13 protein-coding genes and 1 tRNA gene are annotated in these 17,882 nt (G+C 56.0%); all 14 read right to left on the reverse strand.

Going from position 1 to position 17,882, the window contains the following annotated elements:
- Positions 1-81: 81 nt before the first annotated feature.
- Positions 82-1,278, reverse strand: coding sequence for an elongation factor Tu (gene tuf, locus CFB02_RS11940; protein WP_088558162.1), 1,197 nt, complete (start codon positions 1,276-1,278; stop codon positions 82-84).
- Positions 1,279-1,313: 35 nt separating this feature from the next.
- Positions 1,314-3,419 carry an elongation factor G gene (gene fusA, locus CFB02_RS11945; protein ID WP_088558163.1) on the reverse strand — a complete coding sequence of 702 codons (2,106 nt, stop codon included), beginning with the start codon at positions 3,417-3,419 and terminating at the stop codon, positions 1,314-1,316.
- Positions 3,420-3,437: 18 nt separating this feature from the next.
- Complete coding sequence (gene rpsG / locus CFB02_RS11950; protein ID WP_088558164.1) at positions 3,438-3,908, reverse strand: 30S ribosomal protein S7; 471 nt, start codon at positions 3,906-3,908, stop codon at positions 3,438-3,440.
- 114 nt (positions 3,909-4,022) lie between these two features.
- Entirely contained in the window at positions 4,023-4,397 is a 375-nt protein-coding gene (rpsL, locus tag CFB02_RS11955; RefSeq protein ID WP_008174844.1) for a 30S ribosomal protein S12, read from the reverse strand.
- A 167-nt stretch (positions 4,398-4,564) separates the two neighbouring features.
- A complete protein-coding gene (gene rpoC, locus CFB02_RS11960) occupies positions 4,565-8,779 on the reverse strand; it encodes a DNA-directed RNA polymerase subunit beta' (protein WP_088558165.1) in 4,215 nt (1,404 codons plus the stop codon).
- A 76-nt stretch (positions 8,780-8,855) separates the two neighbouring features.
- On the reverse strand, positions 8,856-12,935 hold the full coding sequence (gene rpoB / locus CFB02_RS11965; RefSeq protein ID WP_088559235.1) for a DNA-directed RNA polymerase subunit beta: 4,080 nt from the start codon (positions 12,933-12,935) through the stop codon (positions 8,856-8,858).
- Between the two features lie 241 nt (positions 12,936-13,176).
- Positions 13,177-13,554, reverse strand: a complete 378-nt coding sequence (rplL, locus tag CFB02_RS11970) for a 50S ribosomal protein L7/L12 (RefSeq protein ID WP_088558166.1) — start codon at positions 13,552-13,554, stop codon at positions 13,177-13,179.
- A 40-nt stretch (positions 13,555-13,594) separates the two neighbouring features.
- Entirely contained in the window at positions 13,595-14,125 is a 531-nt protein-coding gene (gene rplJ / locus CFB02_RS11975) for a 50S ribosomal protein L10 (RefSeq protein ID WP_064228578.1), read from the reverse strand.
- Between the two features lie 225 nt (positions 14,126-14,350).
- The gene (gene rplA / locus CFB02_RS11980; RefSeq protein WP_088558167.1) at positions 14,351-15,049 is read right to left on the reverse strand and encodes a 50S ribosomal protein L1; all 699 of its coding nucleotides are present in this window, start codon (positions 15,047-15,049) and stop codon (positions 14,351-14,353) included.
- 1 nt (position 15,050) lies between these two features.
- Positions 15,051-15,482: a 50S ribosomal protein L11 gene (rplK, locus tag CFB02_RS11985; RefSeq protein ID WP_008174831.1), complete on the reverse strand. Its 432-nt coding sequence runs from the start codon at positions 15,480-15,482 to the stop codon at positions 15,051-15,053.
- Positions 15,483-15,599: 117 nt separating this feature from the next.
- Positions 15,600-16,133 (reverse strand): transcription termination/antitermination protein NusG, encoded by a 534-nt coding sequence (gene nusG, locus CFB02_RS11990; protein WP_088558168.1) that lies wholly within the window; start codon positions 16,131-16,133, stop codon positions 15,600-15,602.
- A 12-nt stretch (positions 16,134-16,145) separates the two neighbouring features.
- Entirely contained in the window at positions 16,146-16,514 is a 369-nt protein-coding gene (gene secE / locus CFB02_RS11995; protein WP_008174826.1) for a preprotein translocase subunit SecE, read from the reverse strand.
- Positions 16,515-16,547: 33 nt separating this feature from the next.
- Positions 16,548-16,623, reverse strand: a tRNA-Trp gene (locus CFB02_RS12000).
- 37 nt (positions 16,624-16,660) lie between these two features.
- On the reverse strand, positions 16,661-17,857 hold the full coding sequence (tuf, locus tag CFB02_RS12005; RefSeq protein ID WP_088558162.1) for an elongation factor Tu: 1,197 nt from the start codon (positions 17,855-17,857) through the stop codon (positions 16,661-16,663).
- Positions 17,858-17,882 lie beyond the last annotated feature (25 nt).

The following is a 17,882-nucleotide window of genomic DNA, read 5'->3' on the forward strand; positions in this document are numbered from 1 at the left end:
ACCGGGTCAGGCTGGCTTTGCGGCTGAAACAGAAAAAGGGGCTGAAGAATCAGCCCCTTTTTTCCTGATCAAACGAGCAGATTACTCGATGATCTTGGAGACTACGCCGGCACCAACGGTACGGCCGCCTTCACGAATCGCGAAGCGCAGACCATCTTCCATGGCGATCGGAGCAATCAGGGTAACACTCATCTTGACGTTGTCACCCGGCATAACCATTTCCACACCTTCCGGCAGTTCGCAAGAACCGGTTACGTCGGTGGTACGGAAGTAAAACTGCGGACGGTAGCCCTTGAAGAACGGAGTATGACGACCACCTTCTTCTTTGGACAGTACGTACACTTCGCACTCGAACTTGGTGTGCGGCTTGATGGAGCCCGGCACACACAGAACCTGACCACGCTCAACGTCGTCACGCTTGGTACCACGCAGCAGCGCACCAATGTTCTCACCGGCACGGCCTTCGTCCAGCAGCTTGCGGAACATCTCAACACCTGTACAAGTGGTCTTCACGGTATCCTTGATACCAACGATTTCCACTTCGTCACCAGTCTTGATAACGCCACGCTCAACACGGCCGGTCACAACAGTACCACGACCAGAGATAGAGAAGACGTCCTCGATCGGCATCAGGAACGGCTGATCGATCGCACGCTCCGGCTCAGGGATGTAGTCATCCAGAGCTTCTACCAGCTTCTTGACAGCGGTAGTACCCATCTCGTTGTCGTCTTTGCCTTCCAGCGCCATCAGCGCAGAACCGGTGATGATCGGAGTGTCGTCACCCGGGAAGTCGTACTGGCTCAGCAGGTCACGAACTTCCATCTCAACCAGCTCGAGCAGCTCTTCATCGTCTACCATGTCCGCTTTGTTCAGGAACACAACGATGAAAGGTACGCCAACCTGACGGGACAGCAGGATGTGCTCACGGGTCTGCGGCATGGGGCCGTCAGCTGCGGAGCAAACCAGGATCGCGCCGTCCATCTGCGCCGCACCAGTGATCATGTTCTTCACATAGTCAGCGTGGCCCGGGCAGTCTACGTGAGCGTAGTGACGCTTCGGGGAATCGTACTCAACGTGGGAGGTCGCGATGGTAATACCACGCGCACGCTCTTCCGGTGCGTTATCGATCTGGTCGAAGGCACTCGCAGAGCCTGTACCCCAAACTTCGTGACATACACGGGTCAGGGCAGCAGTCAAAGTGGTTTTACCATGGTCAACGTGACCAATGGTACCTACGTTCAAGTGCGGCTTATTACGCTCAAATTTAGATTTAGACACGGTTACACCTCTTCCTGTTTCTTAAGTCCTGGGGATCAACCCTTTTTAATGATCGCTTCGGCAATGTTCGAAGGTGCCTCTGAATAACCAGAGAACTCCATCGCATAGGACGCCCGGCCTTGCGTTGCAGAACGCAGGTCGGTGGCGTAACCGAACATTTCCGACAACGGAACCTCTGCACGGATGACCTTACCGGCAGGACCTTCGTCCATGCCCTGGATAACGCCACGACGACGGTTCAGGTCGCCTACAACATCACCCATGTAATCTTCCGGCGTCACAACTTCAACACGCATGATCGGCTCGAGCAGTGCCGGGCTCGCCTCGAGGGCACCCTTCTTCATTGCCATGGAACCAGCGACCTTGAAAGCCATCTCGTTCGAGTCGACGTCGTGATAGGAACCGTCGTACAGGGTTGCCTTGATACGCAGCAGCGGATAACCAGCCAGACAGCCGTTCTGCATCTGCTCTTCAATACCCTGCTGAACTGCCGGGATGTATTCCTTGGGAACAACACCACCAACAATTTCATTCACGAAGATAAAGTTTTCGCCATCTTCATCATCCAGCGGCAGCGGCTCAAGCTTCAGCTTGACGTGACCGTACTGACCACGACCACCGGACTGACGCACGAATTTGCCTTCGACATCTACCGGCTTGCGGATGCATTCGCGGTACGCAACCTGCGGCTTACCAATGTTCGCCTCTACCTTGAACTCGCGACGCATACGGTCAACGATGATGTCCAGGTGAAGCTCACCCATGCCAGAGATGATCGTCTGACCGGATTCCTCGTCGGTACGCACGCGGAACGACGGATCTTCCTGAGCCAGCTTGCCCAGAGCTACACCCATCTTTTCCTGGTCCGCCTTGGACTTCGGCTCAACGGCAACAGAGATAACCGGCTCCGGGAACTCCATGCGCTCGAGAATGATCTTGTGATTCTCGTCGCACAGCGTGTCACCGGTAGTCACACTTTTCAGACCGATAGCTGCAGCGATGTCGCCCGCCAGAACCTCTTTGATTTCCTGACGATCCTTGGAGTGCATCTGAACCATACGGCCGACGCGCTCTTTCTTCCCCTTGACCGAGTTGTAAACGGCATTACCGGACTCAAGCTTACCGGAGTAAACCCGGAAGAAAGTCAGCGTACCGACAAACGGGTCAGTAGCAATCTTGAACGCCAGTGCCGCGAAGGGCGCGTCGTCATCGGCCTCACGAAGCTCTTCGGTACCATCTTCGTCAACTTCACCACGAATGGCCTTGACTTCGTCCGGCGCCGGCAGAAACTCGACAACGGAGTCAAGAACCGCCTGAACACCCTTGTTCTTGAACGCAGAACCACAGGTTGCAACAACGATTTCGTTGGCCAGGGTGCGCATCCGCAGACCCTTCTTGATTTCTTCGATGGACAGCTCACCCTCTTCGAGGTACTTCTCCATCAGTTCTTCGTTGGCCTCTGCAGCAGCTTCAACCATCTGCTCGCGGTACATGGCGACTTCTTCTTCCATTTCCGCAGGAACGTCCTTCTGCTCGTAGGTCGCACCAGAGTCAGCTTCGTTCCAGTAGATGGCCTTGTTACGAATCAGATCAACGATACCGGCGAAATTGTCTTCAGAGCCGATCGGCAGCTGAATGGGAACGCAGTTTGCGCCCAGACGCTTCTTGATCTGCTCGACAACACGCAGGAAGTTTGCGCCGGCACGGTCCATCTTGTTGACGAACACCATGCGGGGAACTTCGTACTTGTTGGCCTGACGCCATACAGTCTCGGACTGCGGCTCAACACCGGAGGAACCACAGAACACGACAACCGCACCGTCGAGTACGCGCAGGGAGCGCTCTACTTCGATAGTGAAATCAACGTGCCCCGGGGTGTCGATGATGTTGATCCGGTGCTCCGGGTACTGCTTGTCCATACCCTGCCAGAATGTCGTAGTCGCAGCAGAGGTGATGGTAATACCACGCTCCTGCTCCTGCTCCATCCAGTCCATGGTAGCTGCACCATCATGAACTTCACCGATCTTGTGGGAAATACCTGTATAGAACAGTACCCGCTCGGTGGTCGTGGTTTTGCCCGCATCAACGTGCGCACAAATACCAATGTTTCTGTAACGCTTGATAGGAGTCTTGCGTGCCACTGTATAAACCTCGGCTGATTAGAAACGGAAGTGAGAGAACGCCTTGTTGGCTTCTGCCATGCGGTGAACATCTTCACGCTTCTTAACAGCGGAGCCTTTGCTGTCAGCGGCGTCCAGGATTTCACCAGCCAGACGCTGAGCCATGGACTTCTCACCGCGCTTCCGTGAATATTCTACGAGCCAGCGCATAGCCAGCGCGTTCTGACGGGAAGGCCGTACTTCGACAGGCACCTGGTAAGTAGCACCACCCACACGACGGGACTTAACCTCAACCATCGGCTGGATGTTCTCCAGGGCCTTCTCGAACATGTCGATCGGCTCTTCTTTGGATTTCTCGGCAACAATTTCAAGAGCGCCGTAAACAATGCGCTCTGCGGTAGACTTCTTGCCACTTTCCATCACGTGGTTAATGAACTTGGCAAGACGTGCACTGCCGAATTTCGGATCCGGGATAATTTCCCGTTTAGCTGCAACTCTTCTTCTAGGCATCGATAAGCCCTTATATATCTAAAAGGTCTTCAGGAACCCCTGAGATAGCAAATGCTACTCAGCCTTACTCTCACCGTTCTGACAAGCAACGATAAAAGACACCCGCTCGGGACATCAGGACTTGGGTCGTTTTGCACCGTACTTGGAGCGGCCCTGCTTACGGTTCTGTACACCCTGGGTGTCCAGCGTTCCGCGAACAGTGTGATAGCGCACACCCGGAAGGTCTTTTACTCGACCGCCTCGGATAAGCACAACACTGTGCTCCTGAAGGTTGTGACCTTCACCACCAATGTATGAGGAAACCTCGTAGCCGTTGGTCAGACGAACACGGCACACTTTACGCAGTGCTGAGTTCGGCTTCTTCGGCGTTGTGGTGTAAACACGAGTGCACACACCACGGCGCTGAGGGCAGGCCTGGAGAGCAGGAACATCGCTCTTGGCTACCTTGCGCTTACGAGGCTTACGCACCAACTGATTAATCGTTGCCATGTAAGCAAACTCCAAAAAACCATATCAATGAAACTTACCCCCTGTGCAGGGGGTAAAATTTAAGGGACGCAAGTGTAAGCCTGCGCCCCCGGACAGTCAAGATGACTGGTCTCTTTTTGACCACCTCCCGGGTAGGTAACTACCCGGAGGCGGCGCGCCGTCCCAACTCAACTTTCGCGGTTGAGCTCGGCACTCAGAGCTTCTTCCACGTCGGCCGCGGTTACGCCCTGCTCTTCCAGGTCACGCTTGCGACGACGCTCATTGTGGTATGCCAGACCGGTACCGGCTGGAATCAGTCGACCAACCACAACGTTTTCTTTCAGGCCGCGCAGGTAATCCCGCTTACCGGTAACCGCACCTTCGGTGAGTACCCGGGTGGTTTCCTGGAACGAAGCCGCAGAAATGAACGACTCGGTGGCCAGGGAAGCCTTGGTGATACCCAGCAGCAGACGCTCGAACCTAGCCGGCTCTTTGTCTGCCACGTCGGCCTTCTCGTTTTCTTCCAGCACCTGGGTAATTTCCACCTGATCACCGGACAGCAGAGTCGTATCACCCGGATCGGTGATTTCGACCTTGCGCAGCATCTGACGCACGATAACCTCAATGTGTTTATCGTTGATGACAACGCCCTGCAGACGGTAAACGTCCTGGATTTCGTTGGTGATGTACTTGGCCAGTTCCACCACACCCAGCAGACGCAAAATGTCATGTGGGTTGGACGGACCATCCGAAATCACCTCACCCTTCTCAACGGTCTCACCTTCGAAGACGTTAAGCTGACGGTGCTTCGGAATCAGCACTTCGTACGGATCGGCATCCTTCGGCGTGATCACCAGACGCTTCTTGCCCTTGGTTTCCTTGCCGAATGAGACCATACCGCTGATTTCGGCCAGAATGGACGATTCCTTCGGACGACGGGCCTCGAACAGATCGGCAACTCGCGGCAGACCACCGGTGATATCCCGGGTCTTGGAGCTTTCCTGCGGAATCCGCGCAACAACATCACCTAGCTCAACCCGCGCGCCATTGGCCATGGTCACCAGCGCATTCGCCGGCAGGAAGAAGATTGCGGTACCGCCGCCTGGCAGCTCCACTTCTTCGCCCTTTTCGTCAATGAGCTGGATCGCCGGACGGATGTCCTTGCCAGCTGCAGGACGCTCTTTGGAATCAATGACCTCCATGGTGGACAGGCCGGTCAGTTCGTCAGTCTGGGTCCGGACAGTGATGCCCTGATCCATATTGACGAATTTCGCGGTACCACCGGCTTCGGCGATGATCGGGTGAGTGTGTGGATCCCACTTGGCAACCACAACGCCGGCTTCTACGGCATCTCCGTGCTTCACGGAGAGAACCGCACCGTATGGCAACTTGTACCACTCACGCTCACGACCCTGGTCATCGGCAATGGCCAGCGCAGAGGATCGGGAGATCACCACCAGAGAACCATCGGCCTTCTCGATCGACTTCATATTGTGAAGACGAACCGTACCACCATGCTTGACCTGGATATTGTCCACCGCGGACGCCCGGCTGGCGGCACCACCAATGTGGAAGGTACGCATGGTCAGCTGGGTACCCGGCTCACCGATGGACTGAGCGGCGATAACGCCCACAGCCTCACCAACGTTGACCTGATGGCCACGGGCCAGATCACGGCCGTAGCACTTGGAACAGATACCGTGGCGGGTTTCGCAGGTGATCGCAGAGCGAACCCAGACTTCGTCCACACCGGCCCGCTCGAGGGTTTCAACGGCCTTCTCGTCCAGCAGGGTGCCGGCTTCAATGACGGCGTTGTCCTTGTCAGTCGGGGTAAACGCATCACGGGCGGTCACACGACCCAGAACCCGGTCACCCAGGGGCACAACAACGTCGCCGCCTTCGATGTGCGGCGTCATCAACAGACCTTCATCGGTACCACAGTCTGGCTCGGTGACTACCAGATCCTGGGAGACGTCTACCAGACGACGGGTCAGGTAACCCGAGTTTGCGGTCTTCAGAGCGGTATCCGCCAGACCCTTACGGGCACCGTGGGTGGAGATGAAGTACTGGAGTACGTTCAGACCTTCACGGAAGTTCGCAGTGATCGGCGTTTCGATGATTGAGCCGTCCGGCTTGGCCATAAGGCCACGCATACCAGCAAGCTGACGGATCTGGGCCGCGGAACCCCGGGCGCCGGAATCGGCCATCATGTAAACCGAGTTGAACGACTCCTGCATCAGGTATTCGCCGTCCTCGCCCTTCACCGGCTGGCCGTCAGGCCCGATAACCTGCTCCTTCGCCAGACGCTCCATCATGGCTTTGGAAACTTTATCGTTGGCACGTGACCAGATGTCGATAACCTTGTTGTACTTCTCGCCCTGGGTCAGCAGACCGGACGCGTACTGGGTTTCGATATCCTTCACCTCAGCGGATGCGGCATCAACCAGCTCGTACTTCTCCGGCGGAATCTCGAAATCGTTGAAACCAATGGAGATACCGGAAACAGTCGCGTAGTGATAACCCATGTACATCAACTGATCCGCGAAGATGACGGTGTCTTTCAGACCGGCATCACGGTAGCAGGTGTTGATCAGATTAGAGATTGCCTTCTTGACCATCGGCTTGTTGACCAGCTCGTAGGACAGGCCATCAGGCACGATGTCGAACAGCAGCGCCCGACCAACCGTGGTATCAACGATCTTGTATTCTTCTGTGCGCGAACCGTCTTCGGCAATCGCAACTTCCTTAACGCGAACCTTGACAATCGCCTGAAGGTCGACCATGCCAGCGCCGTAGGCACGATGCGCCTCTTTGACGTCAGCAAACACCATACCTTCGCCCAGGGCGCTCTTGCGCTCACGGGTCATGTAGTACAGACCGAGCACCACGTCCTGAGACGGCACGATAATCGGCTCGCCGTTGGCCGGCGACAGTACGTTGTTGGTGGACATCATCAACGCACGAGCTTCAAGCTGGGCTTCCAGGGTCAGCGGTACGTGAACCGCCATCTGGTCACCGTCAAAGTCGGCGTTGTAGGCCGCACACACCAGCGGATGCAGCTGGATCGCCTTGCCTTCGATCAGAACCGGCTCGAACGCCTGGATACCCAGACGGTGCAGGGTCGGCGCGCGGTTCAGCATGATCGGATGCTCACGGATGACTTCGTCCAGGATATCCCAGACCACGCCTTCCTCGCGCTCGACCATCTTCTTGGCGGCCTTGATGGTGGTCGCCAGGCCGCGGTGCTCCAACTTGGAGAAAATAAACGGCTTGAACAGTTCCAGTGCCATCTTCTTTGGCAGACCACACTGGTGCAGGCGCAGGTACGGACCGACCACGATCACTGAACGACCGGAGTAGTCCACACGCTTACCAAGCAGGTTCTGACGGAAACGACCCTGCTTACCCTTGATCATGTCAGCCAGGGACTTCAGCGGGCGCTTGTTGGTGCCGGTAATGGCCCGGCCACGGCGTCCGTTATCCAGCAGCGCGTCAACGGCTTCCTGCAGCATCCGCTTCTCGTTGCGCACGATGATATCCGGAGCGTTCAGTTCCAGCAGGCGCTTTAGACGGTTGTTCCGGTTGATCACCCGACGGTAAAGATCGTTCAGATCAGAGGTCGCGAAGCGGCCACCGTCCAGCGGTACCAGCGGGCGCAGATCCGGCGGAAGCACCGGCAGCACGGTCATGACCATGTCGCCTGGCTTGTTGCCGGAATACAGGAACGCCTCAAGAATTTTCAGACGCTTGCTGAACTTCTTGATCTTGGTTTCGGAGTTGGTCTGCGGAATCTCCTCACGCAGGGCATCAACCTCCTCCTGCAGGTCAATACCTTCGAGGAGTTCCTTGACCGCTTCGGCACCCATGCGGGCGTCGAACTCGTCACCGAATTCTTCCAAGGCTTCATAGTACTGCTCATCGTTCAGCAGCTGGCCCTTCTCCAGGGTGGTCATCCCCGGATCGATAACAATAAAGGATTCGAAGTACAGGACCCGCTCGATATCGCGCAGGGTCATGTCCAGCATCAGACCGATACGGGACGGCAGTGACTTCAGGAACCAGATGTGCGCGACCGGGCTGGCCAGCTCGATGTGGCCCATCCGCTCACGGCGGACACTGGCCAGCGCAACCTCAACGCCACACTTCTCGCAGATAACACCGCGATGCTTGAGGCGCTTGTATTTACCGCACAGACACTCGTAGTCCTTGATCGGGCCGAAGATCTTGGCACAGAAAAGACCGTCGCGCTCCGGCTTGAAGGTACGGTAGTTAATGGTCTCAGGCTTCTTCACTTCGCCAAAGGACCAGGAACGGATCATGTCAGGCGACGCCAGGCCAATGCGGATGGCGTCGAATTCCTTGCTTTGGTTCTGGCTCTTGAGAAGATTCAGCAAATCTTTCATCAGTAAAAGCTCCGGATGGCGTTAATCTCGGGCGGGCACTGGTCGTGCCCGCTCACGCTGCCAAAAACAATTCGGCTCACTCGGATTCCAGCTCGATGTCGATACCCAGCGAGCGGATTTCCTTGACAAGAACGTTGAAGGATTCGGGCATGCCCGGCTCCATCCGATGATCGCCATCGACAATGTTCTTGTACATCTTGGTCCGACCGTTCACGTCATCAGACTTGACGGTGAGCATCTCCTGCAGCGTGTAAGCTGCACCGTAGGCCTCGAGAGCCCACACTTCCATCTCACCGAAGCGCTGGCCACCGAACTGCGCCTTACCACCCAGCGGCTGCTGGGTAACCAGGCTGTAAGAGCCGGTGGAACGAGCGTGCATCTTGTCGTCGATCAGGTGGTTCAGCTTCAGGATGTACATGTAGCCAACCGTCACCGGGCGGTCGAACATATCACCGGTGCGACCGTCATACAGCATGGTCTGACCGGTGGTGCTCAGTCCCGCAAGCTCGAGCATGCGCTTGACCTCGGCTTCCTTGGCACCGTCGAATACCGGCGTTGCCATGGGTACACCGCCGCGAAGGTTGTGGCACATTTCCAGGATTTCCTTGTCGGACAGGGAATCCAGATCCACCTTGAACACTTCGTCTGAGTGATTGTAGATCTCATCCAGCAGCTTGCGTAATTCAGCCACCTTGCGCTGTTCGTCCAGCATCTGGCTGATACGCTCACCCAGACCCTTGGCTGCAGCACCCAGGTGAGTCTCAAGCACCTGACCTACGTTCATCCGCGAGGGAACACCCAGCGGGTTCAGAACCACGTCAACCGTGTTGCCATGCTCGTCGTAAGGCATGTCTTCGATCGGCATCACCGAGGAAATAACACCCTTGTTACCGTGACGACCGGCCATCTTGTCACCTGGCTGGATACGACGCTTGATCGCCAGGTAGACCTTGACGATCTTCAGTACGCCCGGTGCGAGGTCGTCGCCCTGCTGAAGCTTGCCTTTCTTGTCGTCAAAGCGCGCTTCGTGTTCCTTCTTGCGGTCTTCCAGACCCTGCTCGGATTTCTCCAGCAGCTCGTTCAGGCTCTCGTCTTTCATCCGGAGCTTGAACCAGTCAGAACGCGGCAGCTCGGCCAGGTAGCTCTCTTCGAGGGTGGCACCTTTCTTCAGGCCCGGCCCACTGATCACTTCCTGCCCTTTCAACGCACTGTTCAGACGCTCGAAAGTCGCACCTTCAACGATCCGGTATTCGTCTTTCAGATCCTTGCGATACTGGTCCAGTTGCTCTTTCTCGATGGCCTGAGCACGCTGATCCTTCTCAATACCGTCGCGGGTAAAGACCTGCACGTCGATAACGGTGCCGCGGGTACCAGTCGGCACACGGGACGAGGTGTCCTTAACATCGGACGCCTTCTCACCGAAGATGGCACGCAGCAGCTTCTCTTCCGGCGTCAGCTGGGTCTCACCCTTTGGCGTGACCTTGCCTACCAGAATGTCACCGGGGCCTACTTCAGCACCAATGTAAACAATACCGGACTCATCCAGCTTGGACAGCGCACTCTCACCAACGTTCGGAATGTCCGCGGTGATTTCTTCGCTTCCCAGCTTGGTGTCCCGAGCCACACAGGTCAGTTCCTGAATGTGGATGGTGGTCAGGCGATCTTCCTGCACCACTTTCTCGGAAATGAGGATGGAGTCCTCAAAGTTGTAACCGTTCCAGGGCATAAACGCGATGCGCATGTTCTGCCCCAGGGCCAGCTCACCCAGATCGACGGACGGGCCGTCAGCCAGCACGTCGCCACGGGCAATAACGTCGCCCTGACGCACGATGGAGCGCTGGTTGATACAGGTGTTCTGGTTAGAGCGGGTGTATTTGGTCAGGTTGTAGATATCCACACCTGCATCACCCGCTTCAGTTTCCTCGTTGTTGACACGAACCACGATGCGCGACGCGTCAACGCTTTCGATGACACCGCCCCGACGGGCCGACACACAGACGCCAGAGTCTTGGGCTACCGTCCGCTCAACACCAGTCCCGACCAGCGGAACCTGGGCTTTAAGCGTCGGAACCGCCTGACGTTGCATGTTCGCACCCATCAGTGCCCGGTTAGCATCGTCGTGCTCCAGGAACGGAATCAAAGATGCCGCTACCGACACAACCTGACGCGGAGACACGTCCATGAAGTTGACGCTTTCCGGCGGAGTAACGGTGAATTCGTTCTGGTGCCGAACCGTAACCAGCTCGTCGGTCAGACGCTTGGTCTTCTCGTCCATCGCGGCGCTGGCCTGGGCGATGACGTAGTTGCTCTCCTCGATAGCGGACAGGTAAACCACTTCATCGGTTACCACGCCGTTCTCAACCTTCCGGTACGGGCTCTCAAGGAAACCGTAGGAGTTGGAACGCGCGTAGGTCGCCAGCGAGTTGATCAGACCGATGTTCGGACCTTCCGGCGTCTCGATCGGGCATACGCGACCGTAGTGGGTCGGGTGTACGTCACGAACCTCAAAGCCCGCACGCTCACGGGTCAGACCACCCGGGCCCAACGCAGAGATACGACGCTTGTGCGTGACCTCGGACAGCGGGTTGTTCTGGTCCATGAACTGGGACAGCTGGCTTGAGCCGAAGAATTCTTTAACCGCGGCCGCTACCGGTTTGGCGTTGATCAGGTCCTGCGGCATCAGCCCTTCGCTTTCAGCAAGGCTCAGACGCTCACGAACTGCGCGTTCAACCCTCACCAGGCCAACGCGGAACTGGTTTTCGGCCATCTCGCCAACACAGCGAACACGACGGTTACCGAGGTTATCAATATCGTCAACATTGCCCTGGCCATTACGGATGTCGATCAGGGTCTTGAGGACATCGATGATGTCTTCGTGGGTCAGCGTGCCCTCACCTGTGCTTTCTTCACGGCGCAAGCGGCGGTTCAGCTTCATCCGGCCAACCGCAGACAGGTCATAGCGCTCTTCAGAGAAGAACAGGTTGTTAAACAGGTTCTCTGCCGACTCCTTCGTGGGCGGCTCGCCCGGGCGCATCATCCGGTAGATCTCAACCAGCGCTTCGAGCGGCGTGCGGGTCGGATCGATGCGCAGGGTGTCAGACATGAACGGACCGCAGTCCAGATCGTTGGTGTAAAGGGTTTCGATATCCTTCACGCCAGCGTCGAGAATCTTGGTGACCAGCTCTTCGGTCAGCTCGGAGTTACACTCCACCAGGACTTCACCGGAAGCCTGATCGATCATGTCCTTCGCCAGCACACGGCCATACAGGTACTCGGTCGGCACCTCGAGCTCGTTGATACCAGCTTTTTCCAGCTGCTTGATGTGGCGGGCCGTAATCCGGCGACCTTCCTCGACAATCACGTTGCCGTCATTGTCCTTGATATCGAAGGTTGCGATGTCGCCACGCAGACGGCTCGGCACCAGCTCCAGCTTGCACACTTCGGCGCCAAGGCTGAACTTACTGGTTTCGAAGAACATCTCCAGCATCTGCTCGGAGGTGTAGCCCAGGCCACGCAACAGAATGGATGCGGGAAGCTTACGACGACGGTCGATACGAACGAACACGGAGTCCTTCGGATCAAACTCGAAGTCCAGCCAGGAACCACGGTAAGGAATCACCCGGGCAGAATACAGCAGCTTACCGGAGGAATGAGTCTTGCCCTTGTCGTGATCGAAGAACACACCCGGAGACCGGTGGAGCTGGGAAACAATAACGCGCTCGGTACCGTTGATAACGAAGGTACCGTTCTCGGTCATCAGGGGCATCTCGCCCATGTAGACTTCCTGCTCTTTAATGTCCTTGATCGCCTTGTTGGACGATTCCTTATCATAAATGATAAGGCGGACCTTCACCCGCAGCGGCGCTGCATAGGTTACGCCCCTAAGCTGGCATTCCTTGACATCAAAAACCGGCTCGCCAATACGATAGCTCACGTATTCGAGCGCGGCATTGCCAGAGTAACTGACAATCGGGAATACGGATTTGAATGCTGCGTGAAGACCGGTTTCCCGGCGGTCTTCAGGAGCGGCTTCCATTTGGAGGAAGTCCCGGAACGAATCCAGCTGAATAGACAGCAAATAGGGGACGTCCATCACGGAAGGCAATTTACTAAAATCTTTGCGAATCCGCTTTTTCTCAGTGTAGGAGTAAGTCATCTGCATTCCCCAGCTTTAGACCTGATACCTGGTATCAAGAAGCAACCAATGTTCTGCTTCGGGGCCGAATTGCTCGGCTTATCGCGCCGTCTTGAACAAGACCCTGGCTGTAGGTTATAGATCTGACATCAACCTGCAATTGCTCACCAGACTCTATAGCATATACAACAGAAAAAGGCCGGTGGCCCAAAGCCACCAGCCTATCCATGCTTATCGCACGGTTTCGATCAACAGCCGACTCTTACTTGAGCTCAACAGAAGCGCCTGCTTCCTCAAGCTTCTTCTTGGCTTCTTCAGCGTCGCCTTTGCTAGCTGCTTCCTTGATAACGGAAGGAGCGCTGTCGACCATTTCCTTGGCTTCTTTCAGACCCAGGCCAGTCAGTTCACGAACGGCCTTGATTACGTTTACTTTCTTCTCACCAGGACCGGTAAGTACAACGTCAAACTCGGTCTGCTCTTCAGCAGCGGCTTCGCCACCACCAGCAGCGGCCGGCGCAGCAGCAACGGCTGCAGCGGCAGACACACCGAATTTCTCTTCCATTGCTTCAACCAGCGCAACAACGTCCATTACGCTCATTTCAGCAATTGCGTTCAAAATGTCTTCGTTAGACAGAGCCATGACTTTCTCCCAAAAATATAAAAAATGGTGTTCAACAGAATCAAGCAGCTTCTTGCTTCTGGTCGCGAACTGCCGCTACAGCACGAGTCACTTTCGAAGGAACTTCGTTCAGTGTCCGTGCCAGCTTGGTGATCGGTGCCTGTGTTACAGCGGCCAGCATTGTCAGCGCTTCGTGACGTGTTGGCAGCTTGGCAAGACGGTCGATCTGGTCTGCACCCATCAGCTCTCCGCCGACGGCCAGTCCCTTAATCTCGAACGCTTCTTTCTCTTTGGCGAAATCCTTCAACAGACGCGCTGCCGCGCCCGGATCTTCCATTGAGAATGCCAGAATGGTCGGGCCGACCAGAGCTTCGTCGATGCACTCGAACTCGGTACCGCGAATCGCAATCTTCGCAAGGTTGTTACGAACAACCTTCAGACGCACGTTTTCGGCACGAGCCTTGGCACGAAGCGCCGTCATGTCACCAGAGGTAACACCACGGTAGTCAGCCATAACCACAGACAGAGCACCACCGGCAGTCTCGTTGACTTCAGCGACGATCGCTTTCTTGTCTTCGAGTCTAATTGCCACTGGATTTCTCCTCGATTTCGCCGGGTCTTCCCGGCAAACCCACATATACCCCTCGCGGGGCTCCTAACGGTGTTTGGGTTCAGAGAGAACGTCTTCACACCGTCTGCGCAGGCGTTGCTTTAACCCTTGCAGCACTTCCAGTCAGACCAAAAGTGCTTCGGGGGCCTGCGGTCTTTGACAGCCTTGGCTTCCGCCCAGACTACAAAGTAACCACCGATCAAAGGATCAAATAGCGAGACCGCTCTGATCGATAGTCAGGCCAGGACCCATAGTCGAGGAAATGGTGATCTTCTTGAGATACACACCTTTCGCCGACGACGGCTTGGCCTTTTTCAGATCTGCTACCAGAGCTTCAAGGTTTTCCTTGATGTTCTGCGCAGAGAATTCAACGTTACCCAGCGGAGCGTGGATAATGCCGTTCTTGTCGGTGCGGTAACGAACCTGACCGGCCTTGGCGTTCTTGACCGCAGTCTCGACGTCAGGAGTCACGGTACCCACCTTCGGGTTCGGCATCAGGCCACGAGGACCAAGAATCTGGCCCAGCTGACCAACAACACGCATGGCGTCCGGAGTGGCGATAACCACATCGAAATCCATGTTGCCTTTCTTAACTTCGTCCGCCAGATCGTCCATGCCCACAACGTCTGCACCAGCAGCCGTTGCTTTCTCGGCATTGGCGCCCTGGGTAAACACGGCGACGCGAACGGTTTTGCCGGTGCCGTGAGGCAGAACAGTGCTGCTACGGACAACCTGGTCGGATTTACGTGCGTCAACGCCCAGATTGACGGCTACGTCGACAGACTCTTTGAACTTCACGTTCGCGCCCAGCTCAACCAGCAGTGCAACTGCTTCGTCGACAGAGTAGGAACGGGTAGAGTCTACCTTTTCACGAATAAGCTTCTGACGCTTGCTCAGCTTCGCCATGTTACAGGCCCTCCACGTTCAGGCCCATGCTGCGGGCTGTTCCTGCAATGGTACGTACCGCTGCATCCATATCGGCTGCAGTCAGGTCCGGCTCTTTGGTCTTGGCAATTTCTTCAAGCTGCTCGCGGGTCACGGTACCGACTTTCTCGGTGTTCGGACGACCGGAGCCGCTCTTGATGCCAGCGGCCTTCAGAAGAAGAACCGGTGCAGGCGGAGTCTTTGTAATAAAGGTAAAGCTGCGATCACTGTAAACGGTGATCACGGTCGGAATCGGCAGACCAGGCTCCATGTCCTGAGTCTGGGCGTTGAACGCCTTGCAGAATTCCATGATGTTTACGCCGCGCTGACCCAGTGCAGGACCAACGGGGGGACTCGGGTTGGCCTTGCCGGCAGCAACCTGAAGCTTGATGTACGCTTCAATTTTCTTTGCCATGATAGATCTCCTGTGGGTTCAAGCGCCTCTCGGCTCCCCGTTTTTACAACTGCTAAGAGCAGACACAAAAAGCCCGCGTCGCTTGAGCGCGCGAGCTTTCAGCTTTCCCGTTACCGGTCAGTCTTTCTCGACCTGCCCAAACTCCAGCTCTACCGGAGTTGAACGACCAAAGATCAGAACGGCAACCTTGACCCGACTCTTGTCGTAGTCAACTTCCTCAACCACACCATTGAAGTCCGCAAAGGGACCTTCAACAACGCGAACAACCTCACCCGGCTCGAACAGTGTCTTCGGCTTGGGCTTATCTGCACCGCTTTCGACTCGACGAAGGATCGCTTCCGCTTCCTTTTCGGTAATCGGTGCAGGCTTATCCTTGGTACCACCAATAAAACCAAGAACACGCGGAGTATTCTTCACAAGGTGCCACGTCGCATCGTCCATTTCCATCTGGACCAGTACGTACCCGGGATAGAATTTGCGCTCACTCTTGCGCTTCTTCCCTTCTCGCATTTCGACGACTTCCTCGGTCGGAACCAGGATCTCGCCGAAACGGTCTTCCATCTCGTGCAGCGCAACGCGCTCCCTGAGAGTGCGCATTACCTGCTTTTCGAAGCCAGAATACGCATGAACGACGTACCAGCGCTTAGCCATTGCCCACTCCTGTTAACCGATAAACCCGGCGACCAGCCAGCTGATCAGCGAATCCATACCCCACAACAACAGAGCCACAACGAGCACAAACACCACAACAATCGCTGTCGTCTGCACGAGCTCGGGCCTGGTGGGCCATACCACTTTCCGGATCTCGACTCTCGCTTCCTTCAGCAGCGTCGCGAAGCGACGACCACGGTCGGTTTGGAGGGCAACAAGCGCCGCCACAATTGCGAGACCTACAAGAGCCAGAACCCGATACAGCAGAGACTCGGCACTATAATACTGATTCCCCACCACACCGATGGCGATCAGAACGAAAACAACCAGCCACTTCACGAAATCGAAACGGCTGGCTGACTGAACGGCTTTTGACTCCATAGGAATCAACTTATGTATCCGGATGTTAAAAAATGGCAGGCCAGGAGGGAATCGAACCCCCAACCTGCGGTTTTGGAGACCGCTGCTCTGCCAATTGAGCTACTGGCCTGCACCGAAACAACTCAGTGCACTTACTCTCGAGTCTATTACTCGATGATCTTGGAGACTACGCCGGCACCAACGGTACGGCCGCCTTCACGAATCGCGAAGCGCAGGCCATCTTCCATGGCGATCGGAGCAATCAGGGTAACACTCATCTTGACGTTGTCACCCGGCATAACCATTTCCACACCTTCCGGCAGTTCGCAAGAACCGGTTACGTCGGTGGTACGGAAGTAAAACTGCGGACGGTAGCCCTTGAAGAACGGAGTATGACGACCACCTTCTTCTTTGGACAGTACGTACACTTCGCACTCGAACTTGGTGTGCGGCTTGATGGAGCCCGGCACACACAGAACCTGACCACGCTCAACGTCGTCACGCTTGGTACCACGCAGCAGCGCACCAATGTTCTCACCGGCACGGCCTTCGTCCAGCAGCTTGCGGAACATCTCAACGCCGGTACACGTGGTCTTCACGGTATCCTTGATACCAACGATCTCCACTTCGTCACCAGTCTTGATAACGCCACGCTCAACACGGCCGGTCACAACAGTACCACGACCAGAGATAGAGAAGACGTCCTCGATCGGCATCAGGAACGGCTGATCGATCGCACGCTCCGGCTCAGGGATGTAGTCATCCAGAGCTTCTACCAGCTTCTTGACAGCGGTAGTACCCATCTCGTTGTCGTCTTTGCCTTCCAGCGCCATCAGCGCAGAACCGGTGATGATCGGAGTGTCGTCACCCGGGAAGTCGTACTGGCTCAGCAGGTCGCGAACTTCCATCTCAACCAGCTCAAGCAGCTCTTCATCGTCTACCATGTCCGCTTTGTTCAGGAACACAACGATGAAAGGTACGCCAACCTGACGGGACAGCAGGATGTGCTCACGAGTCTGCGGCATGGGGCCGTCAGCTGCAGAGCAAACCAGGATCGCGCCGTCCATCTGCGCCGCACCAGTGATCATGTTCTTCACATAGTCAGCGTGGCCCGGGCAGTCTACGTGAGCGTAGTGACGCTTCGGGGAATCGTACTCAACGTGGGAGGTCGCGATGGTAATACCACGCGCACGCTCTTCCGGTGCGTTATCGATCTGGTCAAAGGCACTCGCAGAGCCTGTACCCCAAACTTCGTGACATACACGGGTCAGGGCAGCAGTCAAAGTGGTTTTACCATGGTCAACGTGACCAATGGTGCCTACGTTCAAGTGCGGCTTATTACGTTCAAACTTAGACTTAGACATTCGACCAATCTCCCTAATCAACCAG

Origin of the sequence: Marinobacter sp. es.042 (assembly GCF_900188315.1) — a bacterium.
Taxonomy (GTDB): domain Bacteria; phylum Pseudomonadota; class Gammaproteobacteria; order Pseudomonadales; family Oleiphilaceae; genus Marinobacter.